Annotated in this window: 16 protein-coding genes; 7 read left to right on the forward strand and 9 right to left on the reverse strand. The window is 67.3% G+C overall.

Annotation, left to right across the window (positions count from 1 at the left end; all coding sequences use genetic code 11):
- Positions 1 to 4 precede the first annotated feature (4 nt).
- The 3 genes from cydB to hisC all read right to left on the reverse strand — a co-directional run bounded on the left by cydB (position 5) and on the right by hisC (position 3924).
- Positions 5 to 1006: a cytochrome d ubiquinol oxidase subunit II gene (cydB, locus tag OG912_RS16330; protein WP_327709964.1), complete on the reverse strand. Its 1002-nt coding sequence runs from the start codon at positions 1004 to 1006 to the stop codon at positions 5 to 7.
- A gap of 19 nt (positions 1007 to 1025) precedes the next feature.
- A complete protein-coding gene (locus OG912_RS16335; protein ID WP_326737458.1) occupies positions 1026 to 2534 on the reverse strand; it encodes a cytochrome ubiquinol oxidase subunit I in 1509 nt (502 codons plus the stop codon).
- A gap of 310 nt (positions 2535 to 2844) precedes the next feature.
- Complete coding sequence (gene hisC, locus OG912_RS16340) at positions 2845 to 3924, reverse strand: histidinol-phosphate transaminase (protein WP_326737457.1); 1080 nt, start codon at positions 3922 to 3924, stop codon at positions 2845 to 2847.
- A gap of 371 nt (positions 3925 to 4295) precedes the next feature.
- Here hisC and OG912_RS16345 point away from each other — a divergent pair, with 371 nt between their 5' ends.
- The 3 genes from OG912_RS16345 (at position 4296) to OG912_RS16355 (ending at position 7647) form a co-directional block, all read left to right on the forward strand.
- Entirely contained in the window at positions 4296 to 5408 is a 1113-nt protein-coding gene (locus tag OG912_RS16345; protein WP_326737456.1) for a LacI family DNA-binding transcriptional regulator, read from the forward strand.
- Positions 5409 to 5581: 173 nt separating this feature from the next.
- Positions 5582 to 6637 carry a metallophosphoesterase gene (locus tag OG912_RS16350; RefSeq protein WP_327709967.1) on the forward strand — a complete coding sequence of 352 codons (1056 nt, stop codon included), beginning with the start codon at positions 5582 to 5584 and terminating at the stop codon, positions 6635 to 6637.
- 182 nt (positions 6638 to 6819) lie between these two features.
- The gene (locus OG912_RS16355; RefSeq protein WP_327709968.1) at positions 6820 to 7647 is read left to right on the forward strand and encodes a hypothetical protein; all 828 of its coding nucleotides are present in this window, start codon (positions 6820 to 6822) and stop codon (positions 7645 to 7647) included.
- 76 nt (positions 7648 to 7723) lie between these two features.
- Here the strand turns inward: OG912_RS16355 and OG912_RS16360 are convergent, their stop codons facing one another.
- Positions 7724 to 8608, reverse strand: a complete 885-nt coding sequence (locus OG912_RS16360) for a LysR family transcriptional regulator (protein WP_327709969.1) — start codon at positions 8606 to 8608, stop codon at positions 7724 to 7726.
- 142 nt (positions 8609 to 8750) lie between these two features.
- Between OG912_RS16360 and OG912_RS16365 the strand changes: the two genes are divergently transcribed.
- A complete protein-coding gene (locus OG912_RS16365) occupies positions 8751 to 9137 on the forward strand; it encodes a VOC family protein (protein ID WP_327713454.1) in 387 nt (128 codons plus the stop codon).
- Between the two features lie 78 nt (positions 9138 to 9215).
- On the opposite strand, the gene thiC is transcribed toward OG912_RS16365, so the two are convergent.
- Entirely contained in the window at positions 9216 to 11009 is a 1794-nt protein-coding gene (thiC, locus tag OG912_RS16370; protein WP_327709970.1) for a phosphomethylpyrimidine synthase ThiC, read from the reverse strand.
- 196 nt (positions 11010 to 11205) lie between these two features.
- On the opposite strand from thiC, the gene OG912_RS16375 reads away from it, so the two are divergent.
- Positions 11206 to 12537, forward strand: a complete 1332-nt coding sequence (locus OG912_RS16375; protein ID WP_327709971.1) for a YibE/F family protein — start codon at positions 11206 to 11208, stop codon at positions 12535 to 12537.
- Positions 12538 to 12617: 80 nt separating this feature from the next.
- Here the strand turns inward: OG912_RS16375 and OG912_RS16380 are convergent, their stop codons facing one another.
- The 4 genes from OG912_RS16380 to OG912_RS16395 form a co-directional block, all read right to left on the reverse strand.
- Positions 12618 to 13055, reverse strand: coding sequence for an SsgA family sporulation/cell division regulator (locus OG912_RS16380; protein WP_114245561.1), 438 nt, complete (start codon positions 13053 to 13055; stop codon positions 12618 to 12620).
- Between the two features lie 101 nt (positions 13056 to 13156).
- The gene (locus OG912_RS16385) at positions 13157 to 13927 is read right to left on the reverse strand and encodes an IclR family transcriptional regulator (protein ID WP_326737450.1); all 771 of its coding nucleotides are present in this window, start codon (positions 13925 to 13927) and stop codon (positions 13157 to 13159) included.
- Positions 13928 to 14167: 240 nt separating this feature from the next.
- Positions 14168 to 14380, reverse strand: a complete 213-nt coding sequence (locus tag OG912_RS16390; protein ID WP_326737449.1) for a DUF5326 family protein — start codon at positions 14378 to 14380, stop codon at positions 14168 to 14170.
- Between the two features lie 125 nt (positions 14381 to 14505).
- On the reverse strand, positions 14506 to 14823 hold the full coding sequence (locus OG912_RS16395) for a cupin domain-containing protein (protein WP_327709972.1): 318 nt from the start codon (positions 14821 to 14823) through the stop codon (positions 14506 to 14508).
- A gap of 68 nt (positions 14824 to 14891) precedes the next feature.
- Between OG912_RS16395 and OG912_RS16400 the strand changes: the two genes are divergently transcribed.
- Both OG912_RS16400 and OG912_RS16405 read left to right on the forward strand, forming a co-directional pair.
- Complete coding sequence (locus OG912_RS16400) at positions 14892 to 15269, forward strand: phage holin family protein (RefSeq protein WP_326737447.1); 378 nt, start codon at positions 14892 to 14894, stop codon at positions 15267 to 15269.
- Positions 15270 to 15336: 67 nt separating this feature from the next.
- Entirely contained in the window at positions 15337 to 16467 is a 1131-nt protein-coding gene (locus OG912_RS16405) for a cystathionine gamma-lyase (protein WP_327709973.1), read from the forward strand.
- The last annotated feature ends 62 nt before the right edge of the window (positions 16468 to 16529 follow it).

Here is a 16529-nt window from a genome sequence, read left to right on the forward strand (position 1 = left end):
GCATTCAGTGCGCGTCGGCGATGTGCTGCGTACCGATGCGCTTGCGGAACACCCAGTACGTCCAGCCCTGGTAGAGCAGGACGACAGGAGTGGCGATCCCCGCACACCAGGTCATGATCTTCAGCGTGTACGGGCTGGACGAGGCATTGGTGACCGTGAGGCTCCAGGCATCGTTCAGCGAGGACGGCATGACGTTCGGGAAGAGCGTCAGGAACAACATGGCGACCGCGGCCGCGATGGTCACCCCGGAGAAGGCGAAGGACCAGCCCTCGCGTCCCGCCGCAATGGCTCCGATCGCCCCGACCAGGGCCACCACGGCGACGATCATCGCGATCAGGCTCCAGCTGTCACCGTTGTCGATCTGGGTCCAGATCAGGAAACCCAGAGCGAGAACCGCGGTGACCACGCCCAGCTTCAGCGCCAGACTGCGCGCCCGGGCCCGGATGTCCCCGACCGTCTTGAGGCCGGCGAACACCGCACCGTGGAAGGTGAAGAGGAAGAGCGTGACCAGTCCGCCGAGGATCGCGTACGGATTGAGCAGGTCCCAGAAGTTGCCCACGTACTCCATGTCCGCATCGATCTTCACGCCGCGGACGATGTTCCCGAAGGCCACTCCCCAGAGCAGGGCCGGGATCAGCGAGGTCCAGAAGATCGCGTGCTCCCAGTTGGTCTGCCACTTCACCTCGGGCCGCTTCGCCCGGTACTCGAAGGCGACACCCCGCACGATCAGGCAGAGCAGGATGATCAGCAGCGGCAGGTAGAAGCCGGAGAACAGCGTGGCGTACCACTCGGGAAACGCGGCGAAGGTCGCCCCGCCGGCACTGAGCAGCCACACCTCGTTGCCGTCCCAGACGGGTCCGATCGTATTGATCAGGACCCGTCGTTCCTTACGGTCCCGCGCCAGCAGCTTGGTCAGGACACCGATCCCGAAGTCGAATCCCTCCAGGAAGAAATAGCCGGTCCAGAGAACGGCGATGAGCACGAACCAGACGTCGTGGAGTTCCATCTCTCAGCTCCCTGCGCTCTCAGTAGGAGAAGGCCATGGGGCGGTCGGCGTCGTTGTCGTCGCCGCCGATCCTGGTGGGCGGGTTGAGGTCGGCGTCGGTGAGCTCCGGCGGTCCGGCCTTGATGTACTTCACGAGGAGCTTGACCTCGATGACGGCGAGCACCGCGTAGAGCACCGTGAACAGGATCATCGAGGTGAGCACCTCGCCCTGGGAGACACCGGGGGAGACCGCGTCACGGGTCTGCAGGACGCCGTAGACCACCCAGGGCTGACGGCCCATCTCGGTGAAGATCCAGCCCCAGGAGTTGGCGATCAGCGGGAAGAGCAGGGTCCACAGCGCGACGATCCAGTAGCACTTGGCGAGCTTCGGGCTCAGCGCCTTGTTCTTGAACAGGACCAGGTGGGGCACCTCGTCCTCACCGGTGCGCATCCCCGGCGGCAGCATGAACTTCTTCCGGGTCAGCCACAGTCCGAGGATCCCGAGGCCGAAGGACGCCATACCGAAGCCGATCATCCACCGGAAGCTCCAGAAGGCGACGGGGATGTTGGGCCGGTAGTCGCCGGGCCCGAAGCGTTCCTGTTCGGCCTTGTTGATGTCGTTGATGCCGGGGACGTACGAGTTGAAGTTGTCGTCGGCGAGGAAGGACAGTATCCCGGGGATCGAGATCTCGACGGAGTTGTGGCCCTTGCTCACGTCTCCGTACGCGAAGATCGAGAAGGGTGCGGAGTTCTGCCCGTCCCACAGCGCCTCGGCCGCCGCCATCTTCATCGGCTGCTGCTTGAACATCACCTTGCCCAGCTGGTCACCGCTGACGGCGGTGAGGAGACCGGAGATCACGATGGTGATCAGTCCGAGCCGCAGCGAGGTCCGCATCACGGGGATGTGCTTCTTGCGCGCCAGGTGGAAGGCGGCGATGCCGACCATGAACGCGCCACCGACCAGGAAGGCCGCCGTGATGGTGTGGAAGAACTGGGCGAGCGCGGTGTTCTGCGTGAGCACGTGCCAGAAGTCGGTGAGCTCGGCGCGTCCGCGTTCCTTGTTGATGCGGTAGCCGACCGGGTGCTGCATCCAGGAGTTGGCCGCCAGGATGAAGTACGCGGAGAGGATGGTGCCGATCGAGACCATCCAGATGCAGGCGAGGTGGATCTTCTTCGGCAGCTTGTCCCAGCCGAAGATCCACAGGCCGATGAACGTGGACTCGAAGAAGAAGGCGATCAGCGCCTCGAACGCGAGCGGGGCACCGAAGATGTCGCCGACGAACCGCGAGTAGTCGGACCAGTTCATCCCGAACTGGAACTCCTGGACGATGCCCGTGACGACGCCCATGGCGATGTTGATCAGGAAGAGCTTTCCCCAGAACTTGGTGGCTCTGAGGTACTTCTCCTTATTGGTCCGCACCCAGGCGGTCTGCAGGCCGGCGGTGAGCGCGGCCAGAGAGATCGTCAGGGGAACGAAGAGGAAGTGGTAGACGGTGGTCGTTCCGAACTGCCATCGCGCCAGGGTCTCCGGCGCCAGAGCCAGCTCCACGTCGTCTTCTCCTTACGTCGCCGCCAATACACCGGCAGTTTGTCCTATAAATCCGACTGAATAGCGGAGGAAACGGGACACGCTTGTGAACGCGTTCACATTCACAAGCAATTATGGCGCACAGGCTTTCGGAAGGTAAGACCGGGGTACCCCTCCCGGGACGTAACGATCATTACCCCCGAAGCAGACACCCCCGGCATGGCATCCGCGCCCACGGACACGGCCCCCCGGGCATCCACGTCCACGCACGCAAACGGCCCCGCACCTCGCGAACGAGGCACGGGGCCGGGCCGGCCGGGGAATGCCGGTGCTACAGATCCTTGCGGTACGACTCCGTCACCTTCAGGAACAGGTCGTTCGCCTCGTCCTCGCCGATCGAGACCCGCACACCCTCACCGGCGAAGGGCCTGACCACCACACCGGCCTTCTCGCAGACCGCGGCAAAGTCGGCGGTACGGTCCCCCAGCCGCAGCCAGACGAAGTTCGCCTGGGACTCGGGCACCGTCCAGCCCTGCCGCACCAGCGTCTCGTACACCTTCTGCCGCTCGCACACCAAGGAACCCACCCGGCCCAGGAGTTCATCCTCGGCCCGCAGTGACGCCACCGCCGCGTCCTGGGCCAGCTGGCTGACGCCGAAGGGCACCGCCGTCTTGCGCAGCGCGGCCGCCACCGGCTCGTGGGCCACGGCGAAGCCGACCCGCAGCCCCGCCAGACCGTAGGCCTTGGAGAACGTGCGCAGCACCGCCACATTGGGCCGGTCCCGGTAGATCTCGATGCCGTCGGGAACCTCGACGTCGCGGATGAACTCCTTGTACGCCTCGTCGAGCACCACGAGCACATCGCCCGGCACCCGGTCCAGGAACCGCTCCAGCTCCGCCCGGCGCACCACGGTGCCGGTCGGGTTGTTCGGGTTGCAGACGAAGATCATCCGGGTCCGGTCGGTGATCGCGTCCGCCATCGCGTCCAGATCGTGCACCTCACCGTCGGTCAGCGGCACCTTCACCGAGGTCGCCCCGCTGACCTGGGTGATGATCGGGTACGCCTCGAAGGAACGCCAGGCGTAGATGACCTCGTCGCCCGGGCCCGAGGTGGCCTGCAGCAGCTGCTGGGCCACGCCGACCGAACCGGTACCGGTGGCCAGGTGTGAGAGCGGCACGCCGAAACGGTTCGCCAGCTCGTTCATCAGACCGGTGCACGCCATGTCCGGGTACCGGTTGAAGTTCGCGGCCGCGGCCAGCGCGGACTCCATCACTCCCGGCAGCGGCGGGTACGGATTCTCGTTGGAGGACAGCTTGAACGCGAGCGGTCCGTCCGCCGCGGCCGGCTTGCCCGGCACATAGGCAGGGACGCCATCCAGTTCGGCACGCAGCTTGGGGCTCGTCTCGCTCACCGCAGGTCCTCCTCGACCATCCGTACACATCAATACTGCTCACCTTATGAGGATTGGGCGCCGGTGCGAATGGGCGGACCGATGATTCGTCCGGTGGACCCCGGAATGAGGGGGAGCGCCCCTCGCCGTGGCGTGCGCCGGTGGCTCACTCCGTGGCGCGCGTCCCTCGAAGAGGTGAGTTGAGACCTCTTCGAGACATCGACGTATCGGCAGGCCCATCCGGCCCGACACGTGACACATGACGGCACCACCCCATAACTCCCTCCGTTCCAAAGGCGATTGGGGCTTGATGACCATGCAGAAACGTGCCTGCCAACGTGTGCATATGCGACCGGCCCAAGTACCCGCCCGAGCCCTACTATCGGCTCGCCATGACAGCAGCAGGGAAGCACCAGGTGAGCCGGACGGAGACCCCCCGGCGCGGCGGCCGGCAGGGACGAGCAGGTATCCGGGACGTGGCCGCCGCCGCCGGGGTCTCCATCACGACCGTCTCCGACGCGCTCAACGGCAAGGGCAGGCTCCCGGACGCCACCCGCAGCCATGTCCGCGAGGTCGCCGAGCGCTTGGGCTATCGCCCTTCCGCCGCGGCCCGAACGCTCCGTACCGGCAAGTCGGGCCTGATCGGCCTGACCGTGACCACCTACGGGGATGAACCTTTCACCTTCACCGAATTCGCGTACTTCGCCGAGATGGCCAGAGCCGCCACCTCTGCCGCACTCGCCCGCGGCTATGCCCTCGTCATCCTTCCCGCCACCTCACGCCACGACGTCTGGTCCAACGTCGCACTCGACGGCACCGTCGTCATCGACCCCTCCGACCAGGACCCGGTGGTCACCGAACTCGTACGCCAGGGACTGCCCGTCGTCTCCGACGGCCGGCCGGCCGGGACCCTCCCGGTCACCGCCTGGGTCGACAACGACCACCGGGCAGCCGTCCTCGACCTGCTCGACCACCTCGCCGCAGCCGGCGCGCGCCGCATCGGACTGCTCACCGGCACCACCACCGACACGTACACCCGGCTGTCCACCACCGCGTACCTCCACTGGTGCGAGCGCGTCGGCCAGGACCCGGTGTACGAGTCCTACCCCGCCCACGACCCGTGCGCGGGCGCGGTGGCAGCGGACCGCCTGCTGGCCCGTCCGGACCGCCCGGACGCCGTCTACGGCCTCTTCGACCCCAACGGCACCGATCTGCTGGCGGCCGCCCGCCGGTACGGTCTGCGCGTCCCGGAGGACCTGCTCCTGGTCTGCTGCAGCGAGTCCACCGTGTACGCGACGACCGAGCCGCCCATCACCACGCTCTCGCTCAAGCCGCGCCGCATCGGCACGGCGGTCGTCCAGCTGCTCATCGACGCCATCGAAGGCGTCGACCAGGACGGACCGGTGGAACAGGTCATACCGACGGAACTCATCGTCCGGACCTCCTCGCAACGCCGTCCGCCACGCACCACGGTCAGCGCTCCACGCTCCCCGGCCGGGGACTGATCAGGCCAATTGGGACTAATCGACCGACGAACCTGGCGTGCGCGCGGATTCACCACCCCTGGTGCGTCACAGAGCACGATCCTCATTCCTATGATGGGCGCACGACACCGCGGACCACCCCGACCAGCAGGGCCCGTCAGGTGTACGGCGGCGCGATGGTGGTGGAGGGGTCGATGACACAGGGGGCCGGTCAGGAACCCGTGGTGCGGACGGCGACGTTGCGCGACTTCCGCGTACCGCCCTATGCGCAGTCCGCTGCGCCGCCCGCCCCGCGTCCGGGCAACACCTTCCCGGGGGGCGAGCCGCCGGAGGGGTACACCCCGACCGCGCGCGACCTCCCCGTGATCAGCCGCGAGGACACCGTCCAGGTGCGGAGCGTGCCCGACCCGCGCCCCGCCCAGGAGCCGGGTCTCGGACCGCTGTACGTCGTCGGTGACGTCCACGGCTATCTGGACGAGCTCCTCGCCGCCCTCGCCGAACAGGACCTGATCGACTCCGAGGGCAGCTGGGCCGCGGGCAACGCGCGACTCTGGTTCCTCGGCGACTTCACCGACCGGGGGCCCGACGGAATCGGCGTCATCGACCTCGTGATGCGGCTGTCCGCCGAGGCCGCGGCCGCCGGCGGGTACTGCAAGGCCCTGATGGGCAACCACGAGCTCCTGCTCATCGGTGCCAAGAGGTTCGGCGACACCCCGGTCAACTCCGGTGCCGGCACCGCCACCTTCCAGGCCGCCTGGCTGCTCAACGGCGGCCAGAAGACCGACATGGAACGGCTCCAGGACGTCCACCTCCAGTGGATGTCCCGGCTCGACGCCGTCGTCGAGGAGGACGAGCACCTCCTGATGCACTCGGACACGACGGCGTACCTCGACTACGGGTCCACCATCGAGGACGTCAACGACACGGTGCACGCCATTCTCACGCGGAACGACGCCGATGAATGCTGGGACCTCTTCCGCAAGCTGACCAAGCGGTTCGCGTTCCGCGACGAATCGGGTCCGCAGGCCGTGCAGGAGCTCATGGCGGCGTACGGCGGCCGACGCGTCGTCCATGGTCACAGCCCCATTCCCTACCTTCTGGGCGAGGTCGGTTCCGAGGACGGCGAGGACAGGTCGGGGCCGCTGGTGGACGGACCGCACGTGTACGCGGACGGTCTCGCCATCGCCATGGACGGCGGAGTGACCATGGCCGGAAAACTACTGGTCGTCCAACTCCCGCTGCATGACTGACGTTCTTCGGGGAAGACGCATCCCGACCTGAACACGCGGACCACTGGGCCTTATTTCCGGAAACCCCCTGTCACCCCGTGCCGTGGGCGCTCTACCATCGGCGTATCAGTAGCAGGCTCTCCTCCGTTTCCGCCCGACTGCCCGGTTCGAACGGGCACACAGGCCCTACGGAGCATCGGGGGATGCACATGAACAGCGCTCCGCACCTGCTGACCGAGGACCGCCCCGAGTACGAGCGGATCCTCGACGACGCACTGCGTCACGCCCATGAACGACCGGATCTGGCCGCTGTCGGCGAACGGCTCAACCCGGTGCAGTTGCGTACCATGGCGATGGCTGCCACGGCGCTGATCACTGCCGCTGCGGCCACCGAGTACGAGCACTACGTCAAGGCTCGCGAGGAGATCCGCGCCGCCACGGCCGCCGGCCGGGACGAGGACGGTGAACCTGACGCGGACCCGGCCGGCATGAACCACTCGGGCGCAGGCATAGGAGTCGTCATCACCGTGCTGGCCCCGGTGCTGGCCGGCACCGCCGCGGTGATCTTCCTGCTCATCGGCTACATCCTCAGGGCGCTCGATCCGCCCCCGGCGTTCGCGCGCACCATGGTCGGTGCGGGCTGGTTCTTCGCGGCGGCGACGGCGGCCGCGATCCTCGTGGCCGCCGTCGGCCTGCTCATCACGGCTCTGCGCAACGGCTCGACATCGCTGGCCGCCGAGGAGCAGGGTGAGGAGTTGCCGGAGGACGTGGCGCGAGCCAGAGAGGCCTGGCGGCACGCCCTGCTGGAACGCGGCATCCTGCCGTTCCTGCGGGACGCCCTCGCCGACCCCGGGGCCGCCCCGGCCGCGCGCGTCCCGCACCGCTCGCCCAACCGCATCCCGAAGATCGGCTACAGCAGGCCGGACTTCTCCAGCCCGGGCGACGGCCCGGCCGCCGCTCCCCGCCCGACGTTCACCAGTCCGGACTTCACAAGCCCCGACTTCGGGGGGCCGGAGCACGAGCTGGACTGACGTGGTCCGGCGCCCGGGACACTCGTCCCCGGGCCTCCGGGCCCCCGGGTGTTCCGGACCGTTCCCGGACTCACACTCAAGCGGTCGACAGCTCCTCGGCAACATCCGCCGCAGCCCGTACGAACTCGTGGACCCGCTCTGTGGCATTCCCCTCCAGCCAGACCGGTCCCCGTTCGATCGGCTGCGCGTCGCGCATGGGCACATAGGAAATGTCCGGTCGCGGGTAGTAACGGCGGGAGTGCTCCCCGACCGGAAGAACGCCCTTTCCCCTCGCGACCAGCGTGAGCATTTCGGAGAACGAACCTCCGGCCGGCCCCTTCGGCACCGGCCTGCCCGACGGAGTGTGGTCCGGTGTGCGATCTTGCTTGAACACCGCCGAGGTCACTTCCGGGTACTGCACCACCGGGTGTTCCGCGAGCACTTCGACGGACACGGACTCCTCGTCGGCGAGCGAATGCCCGGCAGCAACGGCGAGCACCCGTTTCTCCGTCAGTAGTTTCGGCCCACAGGCCATACCGTCGAACGGGTACGAGGCGATGAGGACGTCCACCGAGCCGTCCTCAAGACTCGCACGGGAGTTGGACAGCTGAACCTCCCGTACATCAACCCTGCAGTCGGGGTGGCGCTCACTGAACAGATCGACGACTTTCAGGAGTGCAGGCGCTGTCCACTCACCGAGGAACGCGACCCGCAGTGCTCCGGTGACTCCACGACCGGCGTCGGCGGCCCTTCGGAACGCGTCCTCCATCCCTGCGACGAGCGGCACCAGGTCATCGGCCAACTGACGCCCGATCGCCGTGAGTCGAACGGTTCTACTGGTCCGCTCGAACAACATGCCGCCGATCCGCCGCTCAAGTTTCTTGATCACCTGGCTGACCCGCCCGGTCGTCACGCGGAGGCGCTCTGCGGTACGGCCGAAATGCAGCTCCTCGGCAAGCGTCAGAAAGGTCTCGATCTCCACCCGTTCCAGCATGATGCCCCCATCGTTGAATCGGACTAAACGATCGTATTCCGATCCCGTCTTGTTGGCGGACTCCCCCCGGCGGATCGTGGAGAGCGTCCGTCCGGCACCAACTCATCGTTCTGGAGAAGCAGTGACCTCTCTGCGCGTCAAGGCATTCGACCACCTGGTCCTCAACGTCGGTGACGTCGAACGAGCCCTGCGCTTCTACGTCGGGAGCCTCGGTCTGGAACCGGTACGCGTTGCCGAGTGGCGCGCCGGCGAAATCCCGTTCCCCTCCGTGCGAATCACTCCCGAAACCATCATCGACCTGGTCGGTCGCCCTCGGGGAGAATCCAACGTCGACCACATCTGTCTCACCGTGGAACCGGTGGACTGGGACGAGTTCATCAAGTCGGCGGCCTTCTCCGTCATCGAAGGCCCTGTTGATCGCTTCGGCGCCCGGGGCAACGCCACATCGGTCTACGTCCGGGACCCGGACGGCAACACCGTGGAACTCCGCTGGTACCCACAGGACACCGCGGCCTGACCGTCCTGAGGAGCCCGGCCCGAGTGGGGCCGCCCGGACCGGGCTCCTCAGGACGAACTCAGTCGCCGGTTCGTCGCATCAGTCCGCGAGCGGCAGGTACACCCGGTTCCCGCTCGCCGCGAACTCCTTGGACTTCGCCAGCATCCCCGCCTCGATCTCCCTGTCCGAGGCAGAAGGGACCAGATCGGGGGCAAATTGCTCGGTGATGCTTCTGCTGATCTTCATCGAGCAGAACTTCGGGCCGCACATCGAGCAGAAGTGCGCCGTCTTCGCCGGCTCGGCCGGCAGCGTCTCGTCATGGAACTCCCGTGCCGTGTCCGGATCGAGAGCCAGGTTGAACTGATCCTCCCAGCGGAACTCGAACCGGGCGTCCGACAGCGCGTCGTCCCACTCCTGCGCCCCCGGGTGCCCCTTGGCCAGGTCCGCCGCATGAGCCGCGATCTTGTAGGTGATGACCCCGGTCTTCACGTCGTCCCGATTGGGCAGACCGAGGTGCTCCTTGGGCGTCACGTAGCAGAGCATCGCCGTCCCCCACCAGGCGATCATCGCGGCGCCGATGCCCGAGGTGATGTGGTCGTACGCCGGCGCCACATCGGTCGTCAGGGGGCCCAGCGTGTAGAACGGCGCCTCCTCGCAGATCTCCTGCTGGAGGTCGATGTTCTCCTTGATCTTGTGCATCGGGACGTGGCCCGGGCCCTCGATCATGGTCTGGACCCCGAACCGCTTGGCGACGGTGTTCAGTTCACCGAGGGTGCGCAGCTCCGCGAACTGGGCCTCGTCGTTGGCGTCCGCGATCGACCCGGGCCGCAGCCCGTCGCCGAGGGAGTACGTCACGTCGTACGAGGCGAGGATCTCGCAGAGCTCCTCGAAGTTCTCGTAGAGGAACGACTCCTTGTGGTGCGCGAGACACCACGCCGCCATGATCGAGCCGCCCCTGGAGACGATGCCGGTCTTGCGACGGGCCGTAAGCGGTACATACGGCAGGCGCACGCCGGCGTGGACCGTCATGTAGTCAACGCCCTGTTCGGCCTGCTCGATGACGGTGTCCTTGTACATCTCCCAGGTCAGCTCCTCCGCCCTGCCGTCGACCTTCTCAAGGGCCTGGTACAGGGGCACGGTGCCGATCGGCACGGGGGAGTTGCGAAGAACCCACTCACGGGTGGTGTGGATGTTGCGTCCGGTGGACAGATCCATGACCGTGTCGGCGCCCCACTTGGTCGCCCAGGTCATCTTGTCCACCTCCTCCTCGATGGAGGACGAGACCGCGGAGTTGCCGATGTTGGCGTTCACCTTCACCAGGAACCGCTTGCCGATGATCATCGGTTCGATCTCCGGGTGGTTGACGTTGGCGGGCAGCACGGCCCGGCCGGCGGCGATCTCCTCGCGCACCACCTCCGGCTCGACGTTCTCCCTGATCGCCACGTACTCCATCTCCGGAGTGACCTCGCCCCGGCGGGCGTACGCGAGCTGGGTGACGGGCCGGCCGTCCCGGCTGCGCCGCGGCTGGCGGGGACGGCCCGGGAAGACCGCGTCCAGATTGCGCAGCCCACCGCGCGGCGAAGTGTGCTTGAGCCCGTCGTCCTCAGGGCGGGCAGGGCGCCCCGCGTACTCCTCGGTGTCGCCACGGGCGATGATCCAGTTCTCCCGCAGCGGCGCCAGACCGCGGCGGACATCGGTCTCGGCCGAGGGATCGGTGTACGGCCCCGAGGTGTCGTACAGCGTCACGTCCTTGCCGTTGGTGAGGTGCACCTGACGGACCGGCACCCGGAGGTCCGGGCGTGAGCCCTGGACGTAACCCTTGTGCCATCCGATGGACTTCCCGGCCTCGTCGCTCTGGTTCGAGGCAGGCGTGCGTGCGTCCGATGTGGTCATGAGACCTACTCCCTACGCCGGCATTACCCGGTAACAGGTTCGGCGGTCGGCGCAGCCTGTCCCGTACGGGCGTACGGAGATCAGCGCCCTCTCAGCCCGGTGCTCCGAGCTCCCGCGTGTGCAAAGGTGCCACCACGCTAGCGCCCTCATCGGCCGGCTGGCCAGAGGGCCCCTTTCCTCTTGCGATGATCGGCCGGTGACAACCCCTCATAACGACTCCGCACCGCAGGGCCATCAGCACACGCACTCCCACAGCCACGGCCCCGCCGCACCCGTCTCCGGCCATCTGCGCAAGGTGATCGCCGCCGTGCTGATCCCGTTCGCGGCCGCGGTCGTCGTCGGGCTCATGGTCCTCTGGCCCGGTGGTGCGCCGGCGCACGAGCGCACCGGAGTCGGTTTCGACCGGCAGACCCAGCAGGGCAAGGTGGTGAACGTCGACAAGGTCGACTGCAAGGACGTGAACGCCTCCCAGATCCCCGTCAGCGGTGAGACATCGCGGCCCACGGACGAGCCGGCCACCGGCGAGGACCTGTGCGAGAAGGCCACCGTCGAAGTGACGAGCGGCCAGGACAAGGGCCGCACGTTCATCGAGGTCGTCCAGCCGGACGCACCCCGGCAACTACGGGAGGGACAGGGAGTCGTCGTCGCGTACGCGCCCGACGCGCCCCATGATCTCCAGTACTCCGTGACCGATGTGAACCGGAAGTTCCCTTTGCTGCTGCTGGCCGGGATCTTCGCCCTGGTGGTGGTGGCCGTGGGCAGAATGCGCGGGGTCATGGCGCTGGTGGCGCTCGCCCTGTCGTTCGCCGTCCTGACCCTGTTCATCCTTCCGGCGATCCTGCAGGGCTCGAACCCGCTGGTCGTGGCAGTCGTCGGGGCCGGCGCCATCATGCTGATCGCGCTCTACATCTGCCACGGGCTGACCGCCCGCACCTCGGTCGCCGTCATCGGCACCCTGATCTCACTGCTGCTGATCGGGCTGCTCGGCTCGCTCTTCATCGGCTGGGCGAGTCTGAGCGGGAACACCGACGACAACACCGGCCTCATCCACGGCCTGTATCCGCACATCGACATGAGCGGGCTGCTGCTGGCCGGCGTCATCATCGGTTCCCTGGGGGTGCTCGACGATGTGACGGTCACCCAGACCTCGGCGGTCTGGGAACTGCATCAGGCAGACCCCACGATGAGTGCGAAGGAGCTCTACCGGGCAGGGATCAGAATCGGACGCGACCACATCGCCTCGGTGGTCAACACCCTGGTGCTCGCCTATGCGGGCGCCGCGCTTCCGCTGCTGCTGTTGTTCTCGATCGCCCGGAGCAGCGTGGGAGCGGTGGCCAACAGCGAACTGGTGGCGGAGGAGATCGTGCGCACACTGATCGGCTCGATCGGACTGGTCGCCTCGGTGCCGGTGACCACCGCGCTCGCGGCTCTGGTCGTCGCCGCGGACCGCACCGGTTTCGTCGCGGATTCCGGAGCGCCGGCACCTGTACGCAGCGGTAAGGGACGCCGTCGCCGGGCGAGGTCCTGAGTGCCCGGACACGGAGAGCGATTCACCCGTTCGGCAGGTGTGCTGTTCGACCGGCATGCAGGCCATGAGCACAGCCTTCATCAGCCGGCGTTCTGTTCCTCGGCCAGAATTCGCCCCAGCGCCTCTTCCAGATTGCCCTCGAAGTCACCCAGCGTGCACTCCTGCCCGAGCGGCACGAGCTTGTCCGTCCGGTCGAGAAAGGCCACAAGGGGTGCCGTTCCGGCCCTGAACAGCGCACGGTCAGCGCCCACCTGGAGCCGGATGTGGACGTCGGACAGCCCTTCGGGCTCCGTCGGCCCGATGTGCACATCGCCGTCACCACTGGGGCTGTTGAGACCGTCGAGCAGCAGCTCACGGCCGAAAGCCCAGGTGACGGGGGCGTCGCCGGGCAGATGGAAGGTCATCCGGATCGCGTACGGATCGCACACTTCGTACCGGAGCTCCACCGGGATACGGAAAGAGAGCTCCTCGGAGACGAGGAAGCTCATCATGACCTCAGCTTGAACCGACTCGCGCATCGTTCAACCCCGCAGTAGATGAATCTGGCCAGGAATGATCCCCCATGGCCCTATTGACGCCATCGTGGTGCACCCGATAGCAGATCACAAGGAGTGATTTTTCAGATACTGATAGAGAACACGAACGAACGCAAGAGGCTGGCCACTTCGCCACGTAGTCGTTCGACTGCGGGGAGCAACCGTTCTTCCTGGTCGAGGGGGACCGAAATGGCCATCGCAGCGGCCGTGAATCCGGCCGCGATCGGGATGGCCGCACAGACCGTCCCGAGGGCGTACTCCTGTCGCTCGATGACAGGTTCCATACGCTCGATCGACCGCAGCCGTTCACGAAGTGCCGGACGGTCCCGCACGGAGTGGCGGGTCAGCGGTCGTACCGGATGCCGGTCCAGGTGATCCTCGCGCGCCTGCTCGTCGAGCTGGCTCAGCAGACACTGGCCGATCGCGTGGGCATGCCCCGTCTCCCCGAAGGCGGCCCACTCCTCCACCGCCGGCATGGCGGGGGTGTCCGCGACCGCGACGAGTTCGATCTCACCTTCGCGGTAGATGGCGCAGTACACCGGGGCGCCGATGATGTCCCGCCACCGGCCCAGGGACTGCGTCATTCTGCTGCGACGATTCTGCAGTGCGCCGTCGTCCACCAGCCGCTCCGCAGCGGCGCCGAAGAGGAAGACCCCGTTCTCCCTGCGCAGATATCCCTCGTGCGTCAGCGTGCGCAGCAGGTGGTAGGCGGTGGGAAGGGGGAGTCCCGCTTCCCTTGCCAACTGTTTGGCCGGGGCCCCGTCGCGATGGGTGCCCACAGCCTCCAGCAGCCTCAGCGCCCGCTGCACCGATCCGATCAGCGTCGGAACAGCGGTACTCGATGCCGTGGTCAACGGTCACCCCCAGGCATGGTGACGGGCGGTCAGCCCGCCTGTGGGGGCCGCCCCCACAGATCTGCCGCAGGCCTGGGGTCCAGAAGGCCGGATGCCGTACAAACCACTGGTCAGGGTGGCGACTGACGGTGTTTTCCCAGGCGGCGGCAGCGGACTGCCACTGTATCGGGAGCATCCGGGCGGGGTGCCGTTTCACCTTCCGCTTAGCTCAGCTGGGCTAATCGCCCAGCAGGTCTGCGCTTACCAGTCGCTTCCCGAGGAGGAGGACGACATGAACTTCCGTACGACGAAGACGAGCCCGCCGACCAGGATCACGACGAGCAGGACCTTGAACAGCAGCCAGATCACAAACCCGACGATGCTGGCGATCAGGCCGCCGAACACGACGATCGCGATGACGGGCACCGCGATCCACTTCACCCACCAGGGCATTCCCGCGAATATCTCCCGCACGGCCATCGTCCATACCTCGTCTCTGTGAGTTCCTGCTTCGATGCTAGAGGCGCAGGGGCGGGCTGCGGGGCTCCGGAGCCCTTGAACTCCCCTGATCGATCCCCTAGGGATCCCTGAGGCAGGGCTCAGCCCTCGGGCGGCGAGAAGACCACCATGACGCGCAGATCCTCGGTGATGTGGTGGAACTTGTGGGCGGTGCCGGCCGGCACATATACGACACTTCCCCTGCCCACCTGCGTCGTTTCCATGCCCACGGTGATCGATGCGCGCCCGCTGACGACGAAGTAGACCTCGTCCTGGTTGTGCGGCTGCTGCGGGTCGAGTTCACCGGCGTCCAGGGCGTACAGACCGGCAGACATGTTCCGTTCGCGGATGAACTGGAGATAGGCGCCGTCGTTGGCGGCCCGTTCCGCTTCCAGTTCGTCCAGTCTGAATGCCTTCATGGCCCGTCCGCCCCTTGCCTCTGCCCTGCCGGTGTCCGCCACCGATCGTGTCTGCCACGATCAGACACATGAAGAATTTCGTAGTCAAGACGATCGCCAACGCGGGTGCGCTGGCCGTGGCCATCTGGCTGCTCCAGGACATCACGCTGACCGGTGGCGGCACCGGCCGCAAGATACTGACCCTGATCGTGGTCGCGCTGATCTTCGGCCTGGTCAACTTCCTCGTCAAGCCGGTGGTGAAGCTGCTCACACTGCCGCTCTTCATCCTGACACTGGGGCTGATCACCCTGGTGGTGAACGCCCTGATGCTGCTGCTGACCTCGTGGCTGGCCGACGTGCTGGATCTGAGCTTCCATGTCCACGGCTTCTGGACCGCCATCCTCGGCGGTCTGATCATCTCGATCGTGTCCTGGGCGCTGAACGTCGTCCTGCCCGACGAGGACTGAACCCCGGACAGCTGAAACAGTGACGCCAGGACCGGCGACCGACCGGGGAGAGAAACGAGGAAGCTGTATGAGCACCATGGGCGACGGAACCCGGGCGGTACGTGCGGGACTGCCGGAACCGCAGCAGTACGAGCCCACTCTCCCCGGTCCGGTCTTCGCCGCTCACTTCCATCTTTCCGGCGAGCCGACCGGGCCGTACACCTACGGCCGTGACACCAATCCGACCTGGACCCATCTGGAGCGGGCCATCGGCGAGCTCGAGGCGCCGGGTGAGAACGTCGAGACCATGGTCTTCGCCTCCGGCATGGCGGCGGTCTCCGCGGTCCTGCTGTCCCAGGTGCGCACCGGCGATGTCGTCGTGCTGCCCGACGACGGCTACCAGGCCCTTCCGCTGGTGCGCGCGCAGCTGGAGGCCTACGGCGTCGAGGTGCGCACCGCGCCGACCGGGGGTGACGCACAGCTGGCCCTCCTGGAGGGGGCGAAGCTCCTGTGGATCGAGACCCCGTCCAACCCCGGGCTCGACGTCTGCGACGTGCGACGGCTCGTCGAGGCGGCTCACGCGGTCGGCACACTGGTGGCCGTCGACAACACCCTCGCCACCCCGCTCGGCCAGCGCCCGCTCGAGCTCGGCGCCGACTTCTCGGTGGCCAGCGACACCAAGGGCATGACCGGCCACGGCGACATCCTGCTCGGCCATGTGACCTGCCGGGACTCCGAGCTGGCGGCGGGGGTGCGGCGCTGGCGCAAGGTGGTCGGTGCGATCCCCGGCCCCATGGAGGCCTGGCTCGCCCACCGCTCCCTGGCCACACTGGAGCTGCGGATCGAGCGGCAGTGCACGAACGCCCTCCTGCTTGCCGAGACTCTCGCCAAGCATCCGGAGGTCAGCGGAGTGCGCTACCCCGGCCTGCCCACCGATCCCTCGTACCCGAACGCCGTGCGGCAGATGCAGCGCTTCGGCTCGGTCGTGTCGTTCGTGCTGGCGGATCGCGGGACCGCCGAGCGCTTCCTCTCGGCGCTGCATCTCGCCGAGGACGCCACCAGCTTCGGAGGCGTACGTTCCACCGCCGAACGCCGGGCGCGCTGGGGCGGCGACGCCGTGCCGGAAGGCTTCATCCGCTTCTCCGTCGGGGCCGAGAACGCCGCCGACCTGGTGGCCGACGTCGAACGTGCGCTGGCCGAGGCCGTCACCGGAAGCTGAGCTCCCCACACTTGTGCGGTACGGACGGTCCGAGCCTCCCCCCTCGTGGCTCGGACCGTCCC

Source organism: Streptomyces sp. NBC_00464 (genome assembly GCF_036013915.1).
In the GTDB taxonomy this organism is placed as follows: Bacteria; Actinomycetota; Actinomycetes; order Streptomycetales; family Streptomycetaceae; genus Streptomyces.